The organism is Bacillus tequilensis KCTC 13622, from assembly GCF_000507145.1.
Lineage (GTDB): Bacteria > Bacillota > Bacilli > Bacillales > Bacillaceae > Bacillus > Bacillus tequilensis.
Map to the genome: position 1 here is coordinate 1 of NZ_AYTO01000019.1, position 19217 is coordinate 19217.

Genomic DNA, 19217 nt, shown 5'->3' on the forward strand with positions numbered 1-19217 from the left:
GTAAAGAAACAGCACAAAACAAAAAAGCTTGTAGAAAAAACACCGTTTTCTCTACAAGCTGAGGCTATGGCGTACCCGCCATAGCCTTTTTTTATTGCAGTTTGTCCAGCTGATCCTGAAATTGATGCAGCTGGCGACGTTCCGCATCTGTCGAATTGGCATACGCAGAAGATACAGCATTTTTGGCTCTCAGAATCGCTTGCTCCTGATCGCCTTCCTCAAAGCCGTTTGTCACCATGACAGCCTGTTGAACAAATGATTTAGCCTGCTGAAAGAGTTCGTTTCTCATTTAAAATTCAACCTGTCTTTCGGCCGAGTCTCGTGCCGCGGCATGCTGGTGAGCTTCTTCTAATGTAGACCGATATGGAAATCTTGCGGCGTGTAGCCCGATGGAGTCTTTACCCTGCTGAATAAACCTTCTGGATTTGCTTCGTTTACCCATTGTGAGATGCCCCCTTCCATACTTTGACGAGATGAGTCGTCTTCAATAGTATGGTGGTGCGAAGTAACGTTTATGAGTGGGAAAAATTAATACGGGCCGGTCTTTAAAGTGAGAAATATTCTTTCAAAAACCTTGCCACGCCGTCCTCTTCATTTGCAGCCGTTGTTCGATCGGCAATCTGCTTGACCGCGTCAATTCCATTGCCCATCGCAACGCCCGTGCCTGCGAATTCAAGCATCTCCAAATCGTTATCCTCATCCCCGAAAGCAATGATCCGCTCGCTCGGCACGCCGTAATAATCGCTGATTTTCTGCAGGCCGACTGCTTTATTCATACCGCTTTTAATAATTTCAATGACATGCCACGGCGCGGCCCATCTTCTATGGTCAATCACCTCGGCATGCACATCCGACAAATAGGAGCGTATGGCCGGCACATCTTCTTCTTTTGCGTGAATGAGGACAGACGTCACATCCTCACCGAGATTTTCCCGCAAGTCTCCGACCGTCACGTTCGTCGTATTCATGTTAAAAGCATCAATCAGGTGCTCGTCATGGTAATGAAAGTACACGTCGTCAATCACTTCAGCAAGCACATTATGTACGTTGTAGCTCTCGCTGATATCCACCAGCTGTTTAACAACATCAAGCGGCAGCGACGTATGATACCTTCCCCAGCTATCGTCCTGCGGATGATGGACAAAAGCTCCGTTAAAATTGACAATTGGCGTTGTCAGCTCCATCTGCTGGTAGTACATGGAACTTGAACGGTACGGACGCCCTGTTGCGATGCAGACATAATGCCCGTCATTTTTTAAGCGCTGTATCGTCCGAAGGGTGTTTTCTGATATGGTTTTATCATCCTTTAATAACGTTCCATCTAAATCTAATGCGATTACGTAGGGTTTTGTCTCCATGAAAAGCTCCTTTAACCTTAGATTTTGCTTGTTTTGCCTTACTTACAGTGTAGCTTTTTACCATCTTTATTGTCTACATGTTACACTTATGATTATGGTTATCCTAAGGAGGGGCACATTGTGATTCAAATTGAAAACCAAACCGTTTCCGGTATTCCGTTTTTACATATTGTGAAGGAAGAGAACAGGAACCGCGCTGTTCCTCTCGTGATGTTTATACATGGTTTTACAAGCGCGAAGGAACATAACCTTCATATTGCTTATCTGCTTGCGGAGAAAGGCTTCAGAGCCATTCTGCCGGAGGCTCTGCACCATGGCGAACGGGGAGAAGAGATGGCTGTTGAAGAGCTTGCCGGCCATTTTTGGGACATCGTGCTCAATGAGATTGAAGAGATCGGCGTACTCAAAACCCATTTTGAAAAAGAGGGCCTGATAGACGGCGGCCGCATCGGCCTCGCAGGCACATCAATGGGCGGCATCACAACGCTTGGCGCATTGACTGCTTATGATTGGATAAAAGCCGGCGTCAGCCTGATGGGAAGCCCGAACTATGTGGAGCTTTTTCAGCAGCAGATTGACCATATCAAATCTCAGGGCATTGATATCGATGTGCCGGAAGCAAAGGTGCAGGAGCTGGTGAAGCGTCTCGAATTGCGTGATCTCAGCCTCCAGCCGGACAAATTGCGACAGCGCCCGCTATTATTTTGGCACGGCGCAAAAGATAAAGTCGTGCCGTACGCGCCGACCCGGGCATTTTATGATACGATCAAATCCCATTACAGCGAGCAGCCGGAACGCCTCCAATTTATCGGAGATGAGAACGCCGATCATAAAGTCCCGCGAACAGCTGTGTTAAAAACGATTGAATGGTTTGATATGCATTTATAAAGCGTAAAGGTGTTAACACTGGCTGAATTTACGTTATACTGTAGAAAAAAAGGAGTGAGGGAACGTGGAAGAAGCATTAAAAGAAAACATCATGGGCGCCCTGGAACAGGTTGTCGACCCTGAGCTTGGCGTTGATATCGTGAATCTTGGCTTAGTATACGACGTTGATATGGATGAAGACGGCTTAACGCACGTGACGATGACACTGACATCAATGGGCTGCCCTTTAGCGCCGATTATCGTGGATGAAGTGAAAAAGGCGTTAGCGGACCTTCCTGAAGTGAAAGAGACAGAGGTTCACATTGTATGGAATCCGCCTTGGACAAGAGATAAAATGTCCAGATATGCGAAAATTGCACTTGGCATTCAATAAACAAAACAAAAGAGGACAGCCTGACATGTGAGGCTGTCCTTTTTTACCGCTGAAAGGGGTGAAAGGAAATGATGTACCTGCTGGCTGTTTTATGCCCGCCGCTCGCTGTTTTGTTTTCGGGAAAACCGTTTCAGGCCTTGCTGAATCTCATCTTGACCTGTATCTTTTGGCTGCCGGGCGCGATTCACGCCTGCTTTATCGTCGCCGACCGCCGCGCCGAAAAACGGTCAAGGAGATAATTCGGAAAATTGAAGGCGCGGCCATGGTATAATGGTCTCATAAAAACTGCAGGGAGAGCGCTATGAAAAAGAAATTGTTTGCATTCGCGCTTTGTACAGGCGCGTATGCAGCCCTGTTTGCGTACTCTGTTTACTCGGATCAAAAAGCAGTCACAAGCGAGATGACGGATGTCAGCCGCCTGATGCCTGTGAAAATTAAGCAGACAGTGAAAGGGCAGGAAGAGGAAACGCTCATTGACACGGTCAAAGAGGCTAATCGAAAAAACATAAAGATTTCAATCGCCGGGGCGCAGCACTCCATGGGCGGCCATACATATTATGAGGACGGCATCGTTCTCGACATGACGGGCTACAACAAAATCCTGTCACTCGATCAAGAGAAAAAAACCATCAGAGTGCAAAGCGGTGCAACGTGGAATGACATCCAAAAATACGTGAATCCGTATGGACTCGCGGTAAAAGTCATGCAGTCACAAAACATTTTTACTATTGGCGGATCTCTCAGCGCTAATGCTCACGGACGAGATATCCGCTACGGCTCGCTGATTGATACAGTCAAATCATTTCGGCTTTTAAAAGCGGACGGAACGATCGTCACCGTCACCCCAAAAGATGATTTGTTTACGGCAGTCATCGGAGGGTACGGTCTTTTTGGCGTGATTCTTGATGTAACGCTTGAACTGACAGATGATGAGCTGTATGCCATGCAGACTGAAAAAATGAATTACAGCGCATACGCAGGCTATTTTACAAAGCACGTAAAAGGAAATCCGAATGTCAGAATGCATCTGGCCCGAATTTCAACAGCGAAAAAAGGATTTTTAAAAGACATGTATGTCACGAATTACGTATTGGCTGATCATCAGGAGCAACTGCCATCTTACAACGACCTCAAAGAAGATGAGTATACGGGAGCCACAAAGTTTGCACTCGGTTTGTCTAGACGGTATGAATGGGGCAGGAATTGGCTATGGAACACGCAGGAATCCTATTTTGTGGGCCAAAACGGCACAGAAATCTCACGCAATAACGTCATGCGGTCCGAATCCAAATTTCTTGAATATGAAAACAATGACAACACAGATGTTCTGCAAGAATACTTTGTGCCTGTGAAGGAGTATGCATCCTATATTGATGACTTGAGACAAACGCTGTCGGGCGAAGATCTGAACCTGTTAAACATTACGATCCGCTACGTGCAGAAAAATGAAAAGGCCGACCTTTCCTATGCAAAGGATGATATGTTTTCGCTTGTGCTTCTAATAAATGAAGGATTTTCAAAAGAAGATCAGGCAGATACTGCCAGGATCATCAGACGCATGACAGACGTTGCCATCAAGCATGGCGGCAGCTATTATCTGCCGTATATGACTTACCAGACAAAAGCGCAAATGAGACAGGCATATCCGAAAAGCGACGAGTTTTTTCAGAAAAAACGAATCTATGACCCGGATGAGCGCTTCATGAATTACTTTTATCAGAGGTATAAATAATGGGGAAAAACAAATTAAAATGGCTGACATTATCACAAAGCAGCGTGTTCTTCGCAAGCAGCTTGATCTTTCCGTTTTATATATTGTTTGTGAAAAATATCGGCTCAAGCTACACGCAGTTCGGTTTTTCCTACGGATTGTTCGGATTGAGCGGGGCGCTTATTTATCCGCTGCTCGGCCGGCTGTCTGAAAGGCTCGACAGCCGTTATTTCCTGCTCGCGAACTCTTGGGGCATGGCCGTGCTGCTTTTGTATGTTCCGCATATCGGAAGCGTCGGTCAAGTGTATATCGTCCAAGTGCTGTTGGGACTTTTGGGAGCAATGCAAAAGCATGGAGAAAAAGTGCTGATTGCCGACTTTACAGACAGCGGAGAGCGCGGAAAGAAAATTGGGAATTATCATTTTTGGACTGCGGTTTTTTCAGCGGCAGCCATCATGCTCGGCGGCTTTCTTGCCGATTTTTTTACAGTGCAAATGATTTTTTATGCAAGCTCTATTCTTTATTTTTTGAGCGGATTGATGATGATGAAAACAGGCTGACTTGGTCAGCCTGTTTTTTTATGCCATTGAAAAAAGCGGTAAATCAACGTTTTTCGCTGCAAAAGCACAGTTTTTCAGGAACGGATTTTTCATTGAACAGAAAATTTACAAGTGAATAAAAATATTAAATATACGATTGAATTAATTTTTATTCATGTTATAATGTTAAATAATTTCACAAAGACCAAGAAGGTGAACTTGTTTTGAAAATAGGAATTGTAGGCGCTACAGGATATGGAGGCACCGAACTTGTCAGGATTCTCTCGCATCACCCTCATGCAGAGGAATGTATACTTTATTCATCCAGCGGAGAAGGGAATGTCTATAGCGAGGTTTATCCTCATCTTACCGGTTTAGCCGATCAGAAGCTGAAGCCGATTGATATGAATACGATCAAACACGAAATAGATATCATGTTTCTCGCTGCGCCCCCCGGAGTATCAAGTGAATTGACTCCGCAGCTGGCGGATGCGGGAATACCGGTTATTGATCTGTCAGGTGATCTGAGGATCAAAGAGCCGGCTGAATATGAAAAGTGGTATAAACGGACAGCTGCACCGAAGGAAGTGGTTCATGAGGCGGTTTACGGGCTGGCGGAACTGAATCCAAAGCAAATTCAACAGGCGAAACTCATTGCCAATCCGGGCTGTTTTCCGACGGCTGTTTTACTTGGCCTCGCGCCATTGGCGCAAAAAAAACTGCTCAATGAATCTTTCGTTATTGTTGACGCAAAGACCGGTGTTTCCGGAGCGGGAAGAAAAGCATCCATGGGAACTCATTTTTCTGAGCTGAACGGCAATTTTAAAATTTACAAAGTCAATGAACATCAGCACACGCCTGAAATTGAACAGGCGCTGCAAAAATGGCAGCCAGGGCTCGGGCCTATCACATTTTCCGCTCATTTGGTTCCGATGACAAGGGGCATCATGGCGACGATGTATACGCAAGTAACCTCTGACCTATCGGCAGAAGACCTGCATCATTTATATTCGGAATTTTACCAAGATTCATATTTTGTGAGAGTAAGGCCAAAAGGGCAGTATCCGCAAACGAAGGAAGTGTACGGCAGTAATTTCTGTGATATCGCCGTGACGCTCGACGAGAGAACGAACCGGGTCACAATCGTCTCGGTTATCGATAATTTAATGAAGGGTGCCGCCGGTCAGGCTGTGCAGAACTTTAATATCATGAATGGCTGGAATGAAGAGACTGGGCTCACCATGACGCCAATTTATCCATAGAACGGGAGAGAATCGAATCATGATTCAGTTAAGTGAAGATCAAATAGTAAAAGTAACAGGTGGTGTATCCTCGCCAAAAGGGTTTCAGGCAAAGGGCGTGCATTGCGGTCTGCGCTACTCGAAAAAAGACCTTGGCGTCATTATCAGCGAGACGCCGGCAGCAAGCGCGGCGGTTTACACCCAAAGCCATTTTCAAGCCGCGCCGATCAAAGTCACACAAGACAGCTTGAAGTATGGATCAGCATTGAAAGCCGTCATCGTCAACAGCGCCATTGCCAACGCCTGCACGGGAGAACAGGGCTTAAAGGACGCATACACAATGCGGGAGAGCCTTGCTTCGCAGCTTGGCATTGAACCGGAGCTTGTCGCTGTTTCATCAACGGGCGTCATCGGCGAGCATTTAGACATGGAAAAAATCCATGCGGGGATCGAGCTGCTGAAAGAAACACCTGCGGGATCAGGCGATTTTGAGGAAGCGATTTTAACAACTGATACGGTGATCAAGCAGACGTGCTATGAGCTGACAATCGGCGGCAAAACAGTCACGATCGGCGGAGCGGCCAAAGGCTCAGGGATGATCCATCCGAACATGGCCACGATGCTGGGATTTGTGACAACTGACGCGGCAATTGAAGAAAAAACGCTGCAAAAGGCGCTGCGTGATATCACTGACGTTTCATTTAACCAAATCACAGTTGACGGTGAAACATCCACAAACGACATGGTCTTGGTGATGGCAAATGGCTGCGCCGAAAATGAGTGCCTGACGGAAGATCATCCAGACTGGCCTGTCTTTAAAAAAGCGCTCTTGCTCACTTGTGAGGATTTGGCTAAAGAGATTGCCAGAGACGGAGAAGGCGCGACAAAACTAATTGAAGCCCAAGTACAAGGGGCGAAAAACAATCTTGATGCAAACGTCATTGCAAAAAAAATTGTCGGCTCGAGTCTCGTGAAAACGGCAGTCTACGGTACAGATGCCAACTGGGGGCGCATCATCGGAGCCATCGGACACAGCGCAGCACAAGTGACGGCAGAAGAAGTAGAGGTTTACCTCGGGGGCCAATGCCTGTTTAAGCATAACGAACCTCAGCCATTCTCTGAATCTCTCGCCAAGGAATACCTTGAAGGAGATGAAATCACCATTGTCATCAAGATGGCTGAAGGGGACGGGAACGGAAGAGCGTGGGGCTGTGACTTGACCTATGACTATATCAAAATTAACGCGAGCTATCGCACGTAATAAAGGGGAGCATGATGAAGAAAACAATCGTTTTTAAATGCGGAGGAAGTGTCATCCGTGAGCTGTCTGAGGAATTTTTTCATAACCTGAAAGAACTGGTGGCGTCAGGATGGAAACTGGCAATCGTTCACGGCGGCGGCCCGGAAATCACAAATATGCTGAAACGGTTAAATATGAAAACCGAGTTTTCGGGAGGCCAGCGGAAAACAACGAAGCCGGTGCTCGAAGTGGCGGAGATGGTTTTATCCGGCTCTGTGAATAAATTTTTCGTTGCCGAGCTCGCCAAACACGGATTGCGTGCCGCAGGGGTCTCCGGCAAGGACGGAGGTCTTTTGGAGGCTGATTATCTCGATCCGGAAACATACGGGGAAGTCGGAGAAATCAAAAAAGTCGATGCATCCATAGTGAACGCGCTGATGGAAAAAGGCATCATTCCCGTTATTGCGCCGCTGTCTATGACAAGTGACTGCAAGACGCTGAATGTGAATGCCGATCTGGCCGCTTCAGCTGTCGCCGGAGCGCTTGAAGCCGATAAGCTGATGTTCGTTACAGATGTAGATGGAATCATGAAAGAAAAGCAGCGTCTCGACGTCCTGACTCCTGAGGAGATTCAAATACTGATCAAGCAGGAAGTCATCACAGGGGGGATGATTCCGAAGGTCAATTCAGCCTTGTCGGCTTTATCAGATCAGGTGTCTGAAGTTATGATCGTAAACGGCAAAGGAGCATTCTTCGCAGAACATACCTTTCAAGGAACAAAAATTGTCAAAACAAAGGAGGCTGTTTCATGAGCAGCTTGTTTCAAACCTATGGCCGCTGGGATATTGACATCAAAAAAGCAAAGGGAACGTACGTTGAGGATCAAAACGGCAAAACATATCTCGATTTCATTCAGGGGATTGCGGTATCCAATCTGGGCCACTGCCATGAAGCGGTGACAGAAGCAGTCAAAAAACAGCTCGGCAGCGTATGGCACGTATCGAATTTGTTTCAAAACAGTCTCCAGGAGCAAGCGGCACAGAAGCTGGCTGCACACAGTGCGGGAGACCTCGTTTTTTTCTGCAACAGCGGGGCGGAAGCGAATGAAGGCGCGATCAAGCTCGCCCGAAAAGCAACTGGAAAAACGAAAATCATCACGTTCCTTCAATCGTTCCATGGCCGCACATATGCAGGGATGGCTGCAACCGGACAGGATAAAATCAAAACAGGCTTCGGCCCGATGCTGGAAGGCTTTCACTACTTGCCGTACAACGACCCTTTTGCATTTGAGGCTTTTGAAGAGGAAGACGGCATTGCCGCAGTGATGCTTGAAACAGTTCAGGGGGAAGGCGGAGTCAATCCGGCGAGCGCTGAATTTTTAACAGCCGTCCAGTCGTTTTGCAAGGAAAAAGAGGCCCTTCTGATCATTGATGAAATCCAGACTGGCATCGGACGGACGGGAAAGGGATTTGCATACGAGCACTTCGGACTCTCACCGGATATTATCACAGCCGCAAAAGGATTGGGAAACGGCTTTCCGGTCGGCGCTGTTATCGGAAAAAAACAGCTAGGAAAAGCGTTTACCCCTGGTTCTCACGGAACCACTTTCGGAGGAAATATGCTGGCGATGGCTGCTGTGAATGCCACATTGCAAATTGTTTTCCAGCCTGATTTTCTGCAAGAGGCTGCTGACAAAGGGACATTTTTAAAAGAACAGCTCGAGGCTGAGCTAAACAGCCCTTTTGTCAAACAAATCCGCGGGAAAGGATTAATGCTTGGAATTGAGTGTGATGGCCCGGTTGCTGACATCATTACTGAATTGCAAACATTAGGCTTGCTTGTACTGCCGGCCGGACCGAACGTCATTCGTCTGCTGCCGCCGCTCACCGTGACAAAGGATGAAATAGCAGAAGCAATCAGCAAGCTGAAACAGGCAATCGCTCAGCATTCCGCTGTAAACCAATAATTTTTTTTCGGCACAAAGGTATAAAAATTCATTTTTATAATTAATTATTCATCAAGAGGTGGGCTGTTAAATGGAAGGTTATTTAGTGTTAGAAGATGGAACGGCGTTCAGCGGAGAGCTGGACGATCATGAAAACTGCACGGGGGAAGCTGTTTTTTTTACAGGAATGACAGGCTACCAGGAAGTGCTGACAGATCCATCATACAAAGGACAGATTATCGTATTTACCTACCCGCTGATTGGCAACTACGGCATTAATGAAAAGGATTTTGAAAGCAAGAAACCGCAAGTAAAAGCCGCGGTTGTCTACGAGGCGTGTGATCATTTTTCTCATCATGAAGCGGTATACAGCCTCAAGGAGTATTTGCAGAAATGGAACATCCCGCTGTTGACCCATGTGGATACGAGGGCAGTCGTGAAAAAAATCCGTGCGAACGGAACGATGGGTGCGACTGTCACAGCCTCTAAAGAAGCAACTGAGATCGCTCTTCAGCCTGAGAACGTTGCAGAACAGGCTTCCGCACAGGAAATCACAACACTTGGCGGCGGAAATAAACATATCGCCCTCATCGATTTCGGCTTTAAAAAGTCAATCGTGTCGTCACTTGTCAAACGAGGCTGCAAGGTCGCCGTGGTGCCGTATCAGCAAATGGAAGCTGTATACGATATAAAGCCGGACGGCATTGTGCTATCGAACGGACCTGGAGACCCAAAAGCCATTCAGCCGTATTTAGGAAAGCTCAAAAGCATCATCAGCCGTTATCCGACTCTCGGCATCTGTCTCGGACATCAGCTGATCGCGCTCGCGTTCGGAGGGAATACATTCAAGCTGCCATTCGGACACAGGGGCGCAAATCATCCGGTCATCGACCGAGAAACGAAACGCGTCTTTATGACAAGCCAAAATCACAGCTATGTGGTTGATGAACAGTCCATTAATGAAGAAGAACTCAAGATCAGATTTCATCATGTCAATGATACGTCAGTTGAAGGGCTTTCCCATAAAAAATGGCCTGTCATGAGTGTTCAATTCCACCCGGAAGCTCATCCCGGACCGGCGGAAAGCGAATGGATTTTTGATGATTATCTAAAGAATGTGATACCAGCAAGGAGAGAAATCGCGCATGCCTAAAGACACCAGTATTTCAAGCATATTAGTAATCGGCTCAGGCCCGATCATTATCGGTCAGGCGGCAGAATTTGATTATTCAGGCACTCAAGGATGCATCGCGCTGAAGGAGGAAGGCTATCGGGTGATCCTCGTCAACAACAATCCGGCGACCATTATGACCGATGAAGCCTTCGCTGATGAAATTTATTTTGAGCCGCTGACAGCGGAAAGCCTGGCTGCCATCATTAAGAAAGAACAGCCTGATGGACTTCTTGCCAATTTAGGCGGGCAGACCGCGTTGAATTTAGCAGTGGAGCTTGAGGAAACGGGTGTTTTGAAAGAACACGGCGTCAAGCTTCTCGGCACATCCGTTGAGACGATACAAAAAGGAGAAGACCGGGAAAAATTCCGTTCGTTAATGAACGAATTGAACCAGCCCGTGCCGGAGAGTGAAATTGTTGATAACGAAACCGACGCCATCCGTTTTGCGGAATCCATCGGTTTTCCTGTCATTATCAGACCTGCTTACACATTAGGCGGAAAGGGCGGAGGAATCGCTCCTGATAAAGAAGCCTTTACAGCCATGATCAAGCAGGCGCTATTAGCAAGCCCGATCAATCAATGCCTTGTGGAAAAAAGCATTGCCGGCTTTAAAGAAATTGAATACGAAGTCATGCGTGACAGCAATAACACATGCATTACCGTGTGCAACATGGAAAACATCGATCCGGTCGGTGTGCACACAGGTGACTCCATCGTTGTGGCGCCTTCACAAACGTTAACGGATGAAGATTATCAAATGCTGCGGACGGCAAGTCTGACGATCATCTCGGCACTTGATGTCGTAGGCGGCTGCAACATTCAATTCGCGCTTGATCCCTTCAGCAAGCAATATTACGTCATCGAAGTGAATCCGCGTGTCAGCCGGTCATCGGCTTTGGCGTCTAAAGCAACCGGTTATCCGATTGCAAAGATGGCTGCAAAACTGGCAGTCGGATACACCCTTGACGAGCTGAAAAATCCGCTCACAGGCTCGACTTACGCAAGCTTTGAACCGGCGCTGGACTATGTCATCGTCAAATTTCCGCGCTGGCCGTTTGATAAATTCAAAAACGCAGACCGCAAGCTCGGCACAAAAATGAAAGCGACCGGAGAAGTGATGGCGATTGAACGGAATTTAGAAGCGGCGGTACAAAAGGCTGCGGCATCTCTTGAACTGAAAAATATCGGTACGCACCTTCCAGAGCTCAGCGGCTTGTCGATTGAAGCGCTATGGGAATTGGCAGTCACGCCGGACGACCGCAGATTTTTCGTGGTCATGGAGCTGTTAAGCCGCAGCATGACGATTCATGACATTCATGCAAAAACAAAAATTGATCCGTTTTTCCTGCACGCGTTTAATAACATTATCAAACTGGAGAACCGCATAATGGAAGCGGGCGGCGATCTCTCTTTTGACTTATTGAAAAAAGCGAAGGAAAAAGGATTTTCAGATGCAACGATTGCCTCGCTTATCGGCAAAACAGAAGAAGAGGTGCGCGCGCTTCGCAAGGAGATGGGCATTGTGCCTTCCTTCAAAATTGTCGATACATGCGCGGCTGAATTTGATGCAAAAACAAACTACTTCTACTCCACCTATTTCGGAGAGAGCGATGGGGACATCAGCCGCAAAGAGAAAAAACGCGCGCTGATTATCGGTTCAGGACCCATTCGGATCGGCCAAGGCGTTGAATTTGATTACAGTGCCGTTCACGGTGTGCTGACACTGCAAGAGCTTGGGCTCGAAACCATCATGATTAACAATAACCCGGAAACAGTCAGCACCGACTATGAAATTGCAGACCGTCTGTATTTTGAACCGATGACGACGGAGCACATTTTAAACGTAGCGGAGCAGGAAAACATTGATTTTGCTATCGTGCAATTTGGCGGCCAAACCGCGATCAATGCTGCTGAAGCGCTCGAAAAAGCAGGCATTACCCTGCTCGGCACATCGTTTAAAACGCTCGACGTGTTAGAGGATCGCGATCAGTTCTATCAGCTTCTTGATGAGCTTGGATTGAACCACGCAAAAGGAGAAATCGCTTATACAAAAGAAGAGGCTGCTGCAAAAGCTGATGAGATCGGCTATCCGGTGCTCATCCGCCCATCTTATGTCATCGGCGGAATGGGCATGATCATTGTTCACTCGCAAGCCGAGCTTTCTCAGCTGCTGCATGGTGAGAACAGCATGCCGTACCCGATTTTAATTGATCAGTATGTGTCAGGAAAGGAAGTCGAAATTGATTTGATTTCCGATGGTGAGGATATCTTTATCCCGACATATACAGAGCATATTGAACGGGCTGGTGTCCATTCGGGAGACAGCTTTGCCATCCTTCCCGGACCGTCCATTACAAGCGGACTGCAGCAGGGCATAAAAGATGCCGCGGAAAAAATTGCCCGAAAGCTCTCCTTTAAAGGCATCATGAACATTCAATTTGTGATTGACAATGGCAATATTCTCGTTCTTGAAGTGAATCCGAGAGCGAGCCGCACGGTACCTGTCGTCAGCAAAGTAATGGGCGTTCCGATGATCCCGCTCGCCACACGTCTATTGGCGGGGGCGTCTTTAAAAGATCTAAACCCGGAAGTTCAAAATCATCATGGGGTTGCCGTGAAGTTCCCTGTATTTTCGTCTCACGCAATTCAGGATGTGGATGTCAAGCTTGGGCCGGAAATGAAATCAACGGGAGAAGGCATGTGTGTTGCATTTGATGCCGACAGTGCCTTGAAAAAAATCTATACACGTGTCTGGAATCTAAAAGGAAGCATTTATTTGCAAAACGGCCCGGAAGAGTTGAAGGAGTTAGCGGAAAAAGCCGGTTTTACGGTTCATGAAGGAACATTTGCCTCATGGATGAAACAGGAAGAAAAAGCGCTTCACATCAATCTGAGCGGCTCCGATGAAGCCCGCAAAGAACGTTTGGAAGCGATGACGCACGGCATTACCGTCTTTACAGAAGAAGAAACCGTGCGGGCGTTTTTACAAAGCGGTTCGGGCCATCCTCAGCCTGTATCTCTCAAAGATCTCTATAAAAAGGAAGTGGCATCATGCACACAGTGACGCAAACCAGTTTATACGGAAAAGATTTATTAACATTAAAGGATCTTAGTGAACAGGATATAAACGCCTTGCTCGCAGAAGCCGGTGAACTGAAACAAAACAAAATCCAGCCTATTTTCCAAGGCAAAACCTTGGCGATGATTTTTGAAAAATCATCAACGCGGACTCGTGTTTCATTTGAAGCCGGCATGGCGCAGCTGGGCGGGAGCGCCCTTTTCTTAAGCCGGAACGATATTCAGCTTGGACGCGGTGAAACTGTCGCTGATACAGCAAAAGTGCTGTCAGGCTATGTGGATGCCATCATGATCCGGACCTTTGAGCATGAAAAGGTGGAGGAGCTTGCCAAAGAAGCTGAGATTCCGGTCATCAACGGACTTACGGATAAATACCATCCATGCCAGGCGCTGGCGGACCTTTTGACGATTAAGGAAACGAAAGGGAAGCTTAAAGGCGTGAAAGTCGCGTACGTCGGAGACGGAAATAACGTGGCGCACTCCTTAATGATCGGCTGCGCCAAAATGGGCTGTGATATCTCGATCGCTTCGCCAAAGGGATACGAGGTATTGGATGAAGCAGTTGAAGCAGCGAAATCTGCTGCGCTTCAAACAGGGGCTTCCATCACGCTTACGGCTGATCCGATTAAAGCTGTAAAAGACGCTGATGTGATTTATTCCGATGTGTTTACAAGCATGGGGCAGGAAGCGGAAGAACAAGAGCGTCTCGCTGTCTTCGCGCCTTATCAGGTGAATGCGGCGCTGGTCAGCCATGCCAAGCCTGACTATACATTTTTACATTGTCTCCCTGCGCACCGTGAGGAAGAAGTGACTGCGGAGATTATTGACGGGCCGAATTCTGCGGTATTCCAGCAGGCGGAAAACCGTCTGCATGTGCAAAAAGCACTGCTGAAGGCCATTTTATACAAAGAGGAATAAGCGAAAAACTGCTGGGTTAGACTCAGCGGTTTTTTTGATGGAAACATATTCACAGCCGCTTAGGCGCATACTATAGCAAAAAGGAAAAGGAGGAAAAACAGTGGGACAGCAGCATCAATTCCGGCCCGGGCAAAAAGCGCCCAACAATGGCATTTATGTTGAAATCGGCGAGACGGGAAGCATGGTTAAAAATCCTCAAAAAATCCATTTGTCGGCAGGGGAAATGTTTCCCGAAACATCAAATCACAACCGGCTGTGGACTTATAAAAGAAAGCCGTGACCAAGAAAAAACCCAAAACAATAAATGTTTTGGGTTTTTGGCTTTTTAATGCTGGCTTGCATTTTTGTTCATAGGCATGATTTCCGCTAAAACCATGATTAAGACATACAGTACAACAGCAATGATAGATGATGATTTGAAATTGTACGCAGCGCTGTTCATGCTGGCAATCAAGTAGCATGCCATATGTGATAAAAGGAACGTCCAAATAAAGGCAATAATATATCGCACGTTTCCACCTCGTCCTTCTCATTCTATTCTAAAAGTTATCATACCATACAAAAAGCGTAGGGGGAATCCAATTTTAGAAGAAAGTGAGGTGACAAAAGAGTCTGATTCGTCACACTTTAATGATAAAATATAAAAAACGTCAATGGTATATTAGCCAAAACTGTAAAAGGCTAGGACTTTACCTTATTCGTTTCTTTTCTTTTTACATAAGATAGCGTGAGATGGAGTGTGAAAGGAGGCGGGCAAGCGATGGGAATAACGGAAAGGTATTTTCAATTAGGAACGGAGCATAATGTCATTCATCTGCCCTATCGCCCGAACGGCTTCGGCATCTTTATCCTGGGGGACAGAACCCACTTTGTCGGGAATGATTCAAGCTTTTGGCTTCAGCATTACGGCAGAAATCAGCTGCTGAATATGCTGAGGAATGAAGGCTATACTCTCTTTAACAGCAATCTGTTTGGAAGGCACTGGGGAGCGGAAAAAGCGGTCACCTATGCCAAGCAGCTGATACATTTCGTGCTGAAACAAGAAATACTCAATCCGAAGATTCATATTTTAGCAGAAGGCATGGGTGCTCTCGTAGCCGATGAACTGCTTCGTTTTTCCCCGGACCATATCCGCTCAGTCGCGATGTTGAATCCTTGTCTCGATCTTCAGGCTCATTATGAATCCGAGAAAGAAAATAAATTTTTCTATAAACAATTTTTAAAAGAAGTATCGGAAAGCTGCGGAATTTCTGAAAAAGAAGCCGAAGTGCTCCGTTACAAAACAATTGAAAGCTATCCGAGCGGTGTGCCGGTTCATATATGGCAGCGTATGACCGGAGCTCCCTATCCGTACAGCGTACATGCGGAAGTATTCAAGGAAAAGCAGCAAAAGCAAGGCTCCCCGGTCGACATGACATATCACTTATTTGAGCATCCAAACAGAATTTATGCATCAATCTGCAAATTCTTTCGCAGTCATGAAAAAGAGTTATAGAGAATACAATAATAACAGCCTTCTCTTTGCGGAGGCTGTTTTGCTTTGGAAAAATGCAACCAGAGGGGCGGCAGATGCAATGGAATCAACGCTAATTGTAGGTGCAGACGAATTTTTCGGCCTTTCATTGTGCGAGCGAATGATGGAAGAAGGCATACATGTTGACGTTATTTTGGCGGAAACAGAAGATGAAACGAGACAAATGTACCTAGAAGAAAGACTCATGTGGCTTGGGAGAAATGAACTCTTTCGTCAGCTTGAACACATTGAGGAGCAAAAATATGATACAATTTGTATCCAGTTTGGCGGCTTTTTGCCTGTAGACCAATTTGATTCTCCCTATATATTAGTATATGAACAAGACCGAAAAGAATGGGAAAAACGTGAAAAGCCAGGATCGGAAACAACAGTGATTCTGCCGAAAATGTATGGGCCGTGGAAAGAAGAAACCGAGGAAGAGGGCTATTACACAGGTGATGTGGCTGACGAACTGCTGAGATTCCTGCTCGAACCAAGCCGCACTGGCAAAAATCAGTTTTTCGATTTGCCAGTCACAGAAAAAACCACAAAAGAAGAAGCGAAAACAAAAATTTCCGAGTGGAAAAGACAATTTTCATCAATTTTCGACAAATATTAAGAAAAACCTTCCATGTTTCGAGTTTTCTAGATACAATAAACGTATAAAAATGCTACATGTCATAGCTTGTCAAAAGGAGTTGAACATGACTTGATCAAAAGGCTTGTCATGATCTTTTCTGTCCTCCTTTTATTGAGCGGATGTGGACAAACTCCGTTTAAAGGAAAAGTTGAGAAGGTCGGCATGCTCTTTCCTGATACGATTAATGACCTCGTATGGGGCACAAAAGGGTATAAAGGATTACTGAATATACAATCAAAATACAATGTGGATGTCTACTATAAAGAAGGCGTTAAAACAGATGAAGATATTATAAATGCGATTGAGGATTTTCATAAGCGAGGCGTCAATCTTCTCTATGGCCATGGGAGTGAATATGCAGAGGTGTTTAACTTGGTCAGCGAAGATTATCCAGATATGGAATTCGTCATTTCTAATGCAAAGGCGAAAGCTGATAATGTGACGAGTGTCCATTTCAGCGGGGAAGCAATTGGCTTTTTTGGCGGAATGACAGCCGCCCATATGTCGAAAACGAATCAGGTTGGCGTGATTGCTTCTTTTACATGGCAGCCTGAAGTTGACGGTTTTATCAAAGGAGCCAAATATGAAAATCCGGATATAGAAGTAAACACGGAATATACGGATCATTGGGATGATGATATGACAGCAGTAAAGCTTTATCAAAAAATGAAGAACGAGGGCGCGGATGTTGTTTATCCCGCCGGAGATGGGTATAATGTTCCTGTTATTCAGCAAATCAAAAAAGACGGCCTTTATGCCATCGGCTACGTCACAGATCAATCGGATCTGGGCGAGAATACCGTATTAACCAGCACTGTGCAGAATGTGGACAAGGCCTATGAAATCATCGCTGAGCAATTCAACAAAGGCACCCTTGAAGGCGGCGATCATTACTACGATCTGAAAACGAGAGTCGTTGAAATGGGAACTTTCAGCCCGCTTGTCGATAAAGACTTTCAGCAAAGAATCGCCAAGCTGATCAAAACATACAACAAAACAGGCGAACTGCCAAAAAACGAGTATGGAGTGATGTGAGATGCAACATGAAAAAGCACTTGAGTTCATGCAAATTGCTATGAAATATCTTCCTGAAGCGAAAGAGCAGCTTGAAAAATCAGGAATCGAGCTGTCAATGGAAGCCATACAGCCGTTTATGAATCTATTTACAACGGTTATGGCTGAGGCTTATGAGCTTGGCAAGTCTGACGCGAACTCTGAAACCGAATAAAAAGAAGCCACTTTTTCGAAAGTGGCTTTTCACATGATTTTCTTTTTAATAGCCGAAATCATCGGAGCAAGTTCCTTTAAAGCTGGCTTAATTTGATCAAGTGAGTTCATAATTGAACCGATTTGGTCCATAATATGCATGTACTGTATTGTCTCTTCATCATCGTTTGTCTCGGAAACCTCCTCTTCTTGTTGCTCTTCATTCTCAGCTGTTTGTTTTGGGGAATCACCGAACATCATTTTTGAAAACACATCCAACTGCATACGCCTCCTTTCTATATACAACATTCTATGAGTAAGATGAACTGATAGTTTAGACGAATATATTGCCATGCGAAAAAAAATAAGATAGAATTAGTACCTGATACTAATAATTGATCACAACCTGATTGATCTCTAAATTTACGATATAAAGGAGTCTTCCCTCATGAAAGCTGGAATACTTGGTGTTGGACGTTACGTTCCTGAGAAAGTTTTAACAAATCATGATCTTGAAAAAATGGTTGAAACTTCTGACGAGTGGATTCGTACTAGAACAGGAATAGAAGAAAGAAGAATTGCCGCAGATGATGTGCTTTCATCACATATGGCTGTTGCAGCTGCGAAAAAGGCGCTGGAACAAGCTGAAGTGGCAGCGGAGGATCTGGATATGATCCTGGTTGCGACTGTTACGCCTGATCAGTCATTTCCCACGGTCTCTTGTATGATTCAAGAACAACTCGGCGCGAAGAAAGCGTGTGCTATGGATATCAGCGCGGCTTGTGCTGGCTTCATGTACGGGGTTATAACCGGTAAACAATTTATTGAATCCGGAACCTACAAGCATGTTCTTGTTGTCGGTGTAGAAAAGCTCTCAAGCATTACAGACTGGGAAGACCGCAATACAGCCGTTCTGTTTGGAGACGGAGCAGGTGCTGCGGTAGTCGGACCGGTCAGCGATGACAGAGGAATCCTTTCATTTGAACTGGGAGCAGACGGCACAGGCGGTCAGCACTTGTACCTAAATGAAAAAGGACATACAATCATGAATGGACGAGAAGTTTTCAAATTTGCAGTCCGCCAAATGGGAGAATCATGCGTAAATGTCATTGAAAAAGCCGGGCTCTCAAAAGAGGATGTCGACTTTTTGATTCCGCATCAGGCGAACATCCGCATCATGGAAGCCGCTCGCGAGCGTTTAGAGCTTCCTGTCGAAAAGATGTCTAAAACCGTTCATAAATATGGAAATACTTCTGCCGCATCCATTCCGATCTCTCTAGTAGAAGAATTGGAAGCTGGTAAAATCAAAGACGGCGATGTAGTCGTAATGGTAGGGTTCGGCGGAGGATTAACATGGGGCGCCATTGCAATCCGCTGGGGTCGATAAAAAAAG

Annotated in this window: 23 protein-coding genes; 18 read left to right on the forward strand and 5 right to left on the reverse strand. The window is 46.0% G+C overall.

The window, feature by feature from the left end:
- Window positions 1-91: 91 nt before the first annotated feature.
- The 3 genes from V756_RS0107300 to yitU form a co-directional block, all read right to left on the reverse strand.
- A complete protein-coding gene (locus tag V756_RS0107300; protein ID WP_003239348.1) occupies window positions 92-289 on the reverse strand; it encodes a DUF3813 domain-containing protein in 198 nt (65 codons plus the stop codon).
- Window positions 290-442 carry a hypothetical protein gene (locus V756_RS1000000124125; protein ID WP_032681904.1) on the reverse strand — a complete coding sequence of 51 codons (153 nt, stop codon included), beginning with the start codon at window positions 440-442 and terminating at the stop codon, window positions 290-292. It lies immediately after the preceding gene.
- 103 nt (window positions 443-545) lie between these two features.
- Entirely contained in the window at window positions 546-1358 is an 813-nt protein-coding gene (yitU, locus tag V756_RS0107310; protein WP_024714082.1) for a 5-amino-6-(5-phospho-D-ribitylamino)uracil phosphatase YitU, read from the reverse strand.
- A gap of 120 nt (window positions 1359-1478) precedes the next feature.
- Between yitU and V756_RS0107315 the strand changes: the two genes are divergently transcribed.
- From V756_RS0107315 to V756_RS0107380, 13 genes are all read left to right on the forward strand, one after another.
- A complete protein-coding gene (locus V756_RS0107315; protein ID WP_024714083.1) occupies window positions 1479-2246 on the forward strand; it encodes a prolyl oligopeptidase family serine peptidase in 768 nt (255 codons plus the stop codon).
- A gap of 64 nt (window positions 2247-2310) precedes the next feature.
- Window positions 2311-2619, forward strand: coding sequence for a metal-sulfur cluster assembly factor (locus V756_RS0107320; protein WP_014663505.1), 309 nt, complete (start codon window positions 2311-2313; stop codon window positions 2617-2619).
- A gap of 68 nt (window positions 2620-2687) precedes the next feature.
- Window positions 2688-2858 carry a YqaE/Pmp3 family membrane protein gene (locus V756_RS01000000122035; protein ID WP_032681906.1) on the forward strand — a complete coding sequence of 57 codons (171 nt, stop codon included), beginning with the start codon at window positions 2688-2690 and terminating at the stop codon, window positions 2856-2858.
- Window positions 2859-2920: 62 nt separating this feature from the next.
- Window positions 2921-4351, forward strand: a complete 1431-nt coding sequence (locus V756_RS0107330; RefSeq protein ID WP_024714084.1) for an FAD-binding oxidoreductase — start codon at window positions 2921-2923, stop codon at window positions 4349-4351.
- Entirely contained in the window at window positions 4351-4890 is a 540-nt protein-coding gene (locus V756_RS0107335) for an MFS transporter (protein ID WP_024714085.1), read from the forward strand. The genes V756_RS0107330 and V756_RS0107335 overlap by 1 nt, the downstream gene beginning before the upstream one ends.
- Before the next feature lie 203 nt (window positions 4891-5093).
- The gene (argC, locus tag V756_RS0107345; protein WP_024714086.1) at window positions 5094-6131 is read left to right on the forward strand and encodes an N-acetyl-gamma-glutamyl-phosphate reductase; all 1038 of its coding nucleotides are present in this window, start codon (window positions 5094-5096) and stop codon (window positions 6129-6131) included.
- A 19-nt stretch (window positions 6132-6150) separates the two neighbouring features.
- Window positions 6151-7371, forward strand: a complete 1221-nt coding sequence (gene argJ, locus V756_RS0107350) for a bifunctional ornithine acetyltransferase/N-acetylglutamate synthase (protein WP_024714087.1) — start codon at window positions 6151-6153, stop codon at window positions 7369-7371.
- Between the two features lie 14 nt (window positions 7372-7385).
- Window positions 7386-8162, forward strand: coding sequence for an acetylglutamate kinase (gene argB, locus V756_RS0107355; protein WP_024714088.1), 777 nt, complete (start codon window positions 7386-7388; stop codon window positions 8160-8162).
- Complete coding sequence (gene argD, locus V756_RS0107360) at window positions 8159-9316, forward strand: acetylornithine transaminase (protein WP_024714089.1); 1158 nt, start codon at window positions 8159-8161, stop codon at window positions 9314-9316. The genes argB and argD overlap by 4 nt, the downstream gene beginning before the upstream one ends.
- 70 nt (window positions 9317-9386) lie before the next feature.
- The gene (locus V756_RS0107365; protein WP_024714090.1) at window positions 9387-10448 is read left to right on the forward strand and encodes a carbamoyl phosphate synthase small subunit; all 1062 of its coding nucleotides are present in this window, start codon (window positions 9387-9389) and stop codon (window positions 10446-10448) included.
- The gene (gene carB, locus V756_RS0107370) at window positions 10441-13533 is read left to right on the forward strand and encodes a carbamoyl-phosphate synthase (glutamine-hydrolyzing) large subunit (RefSeq protein ID WP_024714091.1); all 3093 of its coding nucleotides are present in this window, start codon (window positions 10441-10443) and stop codon (window positions 13531-13533) included. Before V756_RS0107365 ends, carB begins: the two co-directional genes overlap by 8 nt.
- Window positions 13521-14465 (forward strand): ornithine carbamoyltransferase, encoded by a 945-nt coding sequence (argF, locus tag V756_RS0107375; protein WP_024714092.1) that lies wholly within the window; start codon window positions 13521-13523, stop codon window positions 14463-14465. Before carB ends, argF begins: the two co-directional genes overlap by 13 nt.
- A gap of 100 nt (window positions 14466-14565) precedes the next feature.
- Window positions 14566-14745 carry a YjzC family protein gene (locus V756_RS0107380; RefSeq protein ID WP_010329358.1) on the forward strand — a complete coding sequence of 60 codons (180 nt, stop codon included), beginning with the start codon at window positions 14566-14568 and terminating at the stop codon, window positions 14743-14745.
- Between the two features lie 45 nt (window positions 14746-14790).
- Here V756_RS0107380 and V756_RS0107385 read toward each other — a convergent pair whose 3' ends face one another.
- Window positions 14791-14976, reverse strand: a complete 186-nt coding sequence (locus V756_RS0107385) for a YjzD family protein (RefSeq protein ID WP_024714093.1) — start codon at window positions 14974-14976, stop codon at window positions 14791-14793.
- Window positions 14977-15225: 249 nt separating this feature from the next.
- On the opposite strand from V756_RS0107385, the gene V756_RS0107390 reads away from it, so the two are divergent.
- From V756_RS0107390 to comZ, 4 genes are all read left to right on the forward strand, one after another.
- Complete coding sequence (locus tag V756_RS0107390) at window positions 15226-15960, forward strand: hypothetical protein (protein ID WP_024714094.1); 735 nt, start codon at window positions 15226-15228, stop codon at window positions 15958-15960.
- 79 nt (window positions 15961-16039) lie between these two features.
- Entirely contained in the window at window positions 16040-16597 is a 558-nt protein-coding gene (locus V756_RS0107395; protein ID WP_024714095.1) for a hypothetical protein, read from the forward strand.
- A 90-nt stretch (window positions 16598-16687) separates the two neighbouring features.
- Window positions 16688-17653 (forward strand): transcriptional regulator Med, encoded by a 966-nt coding sequence (med, locus tag V756_RS0107400; protein ID WP_024714096.1) that lies wholly within the window; start codon window positions 16688-16690, stop codon window positions 17651-17653.
- A gap of 1 nt (window position 17654) precedes the next feature.
- Window positions 17655-17846: a ComG operon transcriptional repressor ComZ gene (comZ, locus tag V756_RS0107405; RefSeq protein WP_024714097.1), complete on the forward strand. Its 192-nt coding sequence runs from the start codon at window positions 17655-17657 to the stop codon at window positions 17844-17846.
- Between the two features lie 29 nt (window positions 17847-17875).
- Here the strand turns inward: comZ and yjzB are convergent, their stop codons facing one another.
- Window positions 17876-18109 carry a spore coat protein YjzB gene (yjzB, locus tag V756_RS0107410; RefSeq protein WP_081719798.1) on the reverse strand — a complete coding sequence of 78 codons (234 nt, stop codon included), beginning with the start codon at window positions 18107-18109 and terminating at the stop codon, window positions 17876-17878.
- A gap of 163 nt (window positions 18110-18272) precedes the next feature.
- On the opposite strand from yjzB, the gene fabH reads away from it, so the two are divergent.
- Complete coding sequence (gene fabH, locus V756_RS0107415) at window positions 18273-19211, forward strand: beta-ketoacyl-ACP synthase III (RefSeq protein ID WP_024714099.1); 939 nt, start codon at window positions 18273-18275, stop codon at window positions 19209-19211.
- Window positions 19212-19217: the final 6 nt, after the last annotated feature.

Bases quoted from the DNA above. Each gene is read 5' to 3' on its own strand.
- V756_RS0107300 (WP_003239348.1), bottom strand. From the start codon at position 289: ATGAGAAACGAACTCTTTCAGCAGGCTAAATCATTTGTTCAACAGGCT.
- V756_RS1000000124125 (WP_032681904.1), bottom strand. From the start codon at position 442: ATGGGTAAACGAAGCAAATCCAGAAGGTTTATTCAGCAGGGTAAAGAC.
- yitU (WP_024714082.1), bottom strand. From the start codon at position 1,358: ATGGAGACAAAACCCTACGTAATCGCATTAGATTTAGATGGAACGTTA.
- V756_RS01000000122035 (WP_032681906.1), top strand. From the start codon at position 2,688: ATGATGTACCTGCTGGCTGTTTTATGCCCGCCGCTCGCTGTTTTGTTT.
- V756_RS0107330 (WP_024714084.1), top strand. From the start codon at position 2,921: ATGAAAAAGAAATTGTTTGCATTCGCGCTTTGTACAGGCGCGTATGCA.
- V756_RS0107335 (WP_024714085.1), top strand. From the start codon at position 4,351: ATGGGGAAAAACAAATTAAAATGGCTGACATTATCACAAAGCAGCGTG.
- argJ (WP_024714087.1), top strand. From the start codon at position 6,151: ATGATTCAGTTAAGTGAAGATCAAATAGTAAAAGTAACAGGTGGTGTA.
- argB (WP_024714088.1), top strand. From the start codon at position 7,386: ATGAAGAAAACAATCGTTTTTAAATGCGGAGGAAGTGTCATCCGTGAG.
- argD (WP_024714089.1), top strand. From the start codon at position 8,159: ATGAGCAGCTTGTTTCAAACCTATGGCCGCTGGGATATTGACATCAAA.
- V756_RS0107365 (WP_024714090.1), top strand. From the start codon at position 9,387: ATGGAAGGTTATTTAGTGTTAGAAGATGGAACGGCGTTCAGCGGAGAG.
- carB (WP_024714091.1), top strand. From the start codon at position 10,441: ATGCCTAAAGACACCAGTATTTCAAGCATATTAGTAATCGGCTCAGGC.
- argF (WP_024714092.1), top strand. From the start codon at position 13,521: ATGCACACAGTGACGCAAACCAGTTTATACGGAAAAGATTTATTAACA.
- V756_RS0107390 (WP_024714094.1), top strand. From the start codon at position 15,226: ATGGGAATAACGGAAAGGTATTTTCAATTAGGAACGGAGCATAATGTC.
- V756_RS0107395 (WP_024714095.1), top strand. From the start codon at position 16,040: ATGGAATCAACGCTAATTGTAGGTGCAGACGAATTTTTCGGCCTTTCA.
- comZ (WP_024714097.1), top strand. From the start codon at position 17,655: ATGCAACATGAAAAAGCACTTGAGTTCATGCAAATTGCTATGAAATAT.
- yjzB (WP_081719798.1), bottom strand. From the start codon at position 18,109: ATGCAGTTGGATGTGTTTTCAAAAATGATGTTCGGTGATTCCCCAAAA.
- fabH (WP_024714099.1), top strand. From the start codon at position 18,273: ATGAAAGCTGGAATACTTGGTGTTGGACGTTACGTTCCTGAGAAAGTT.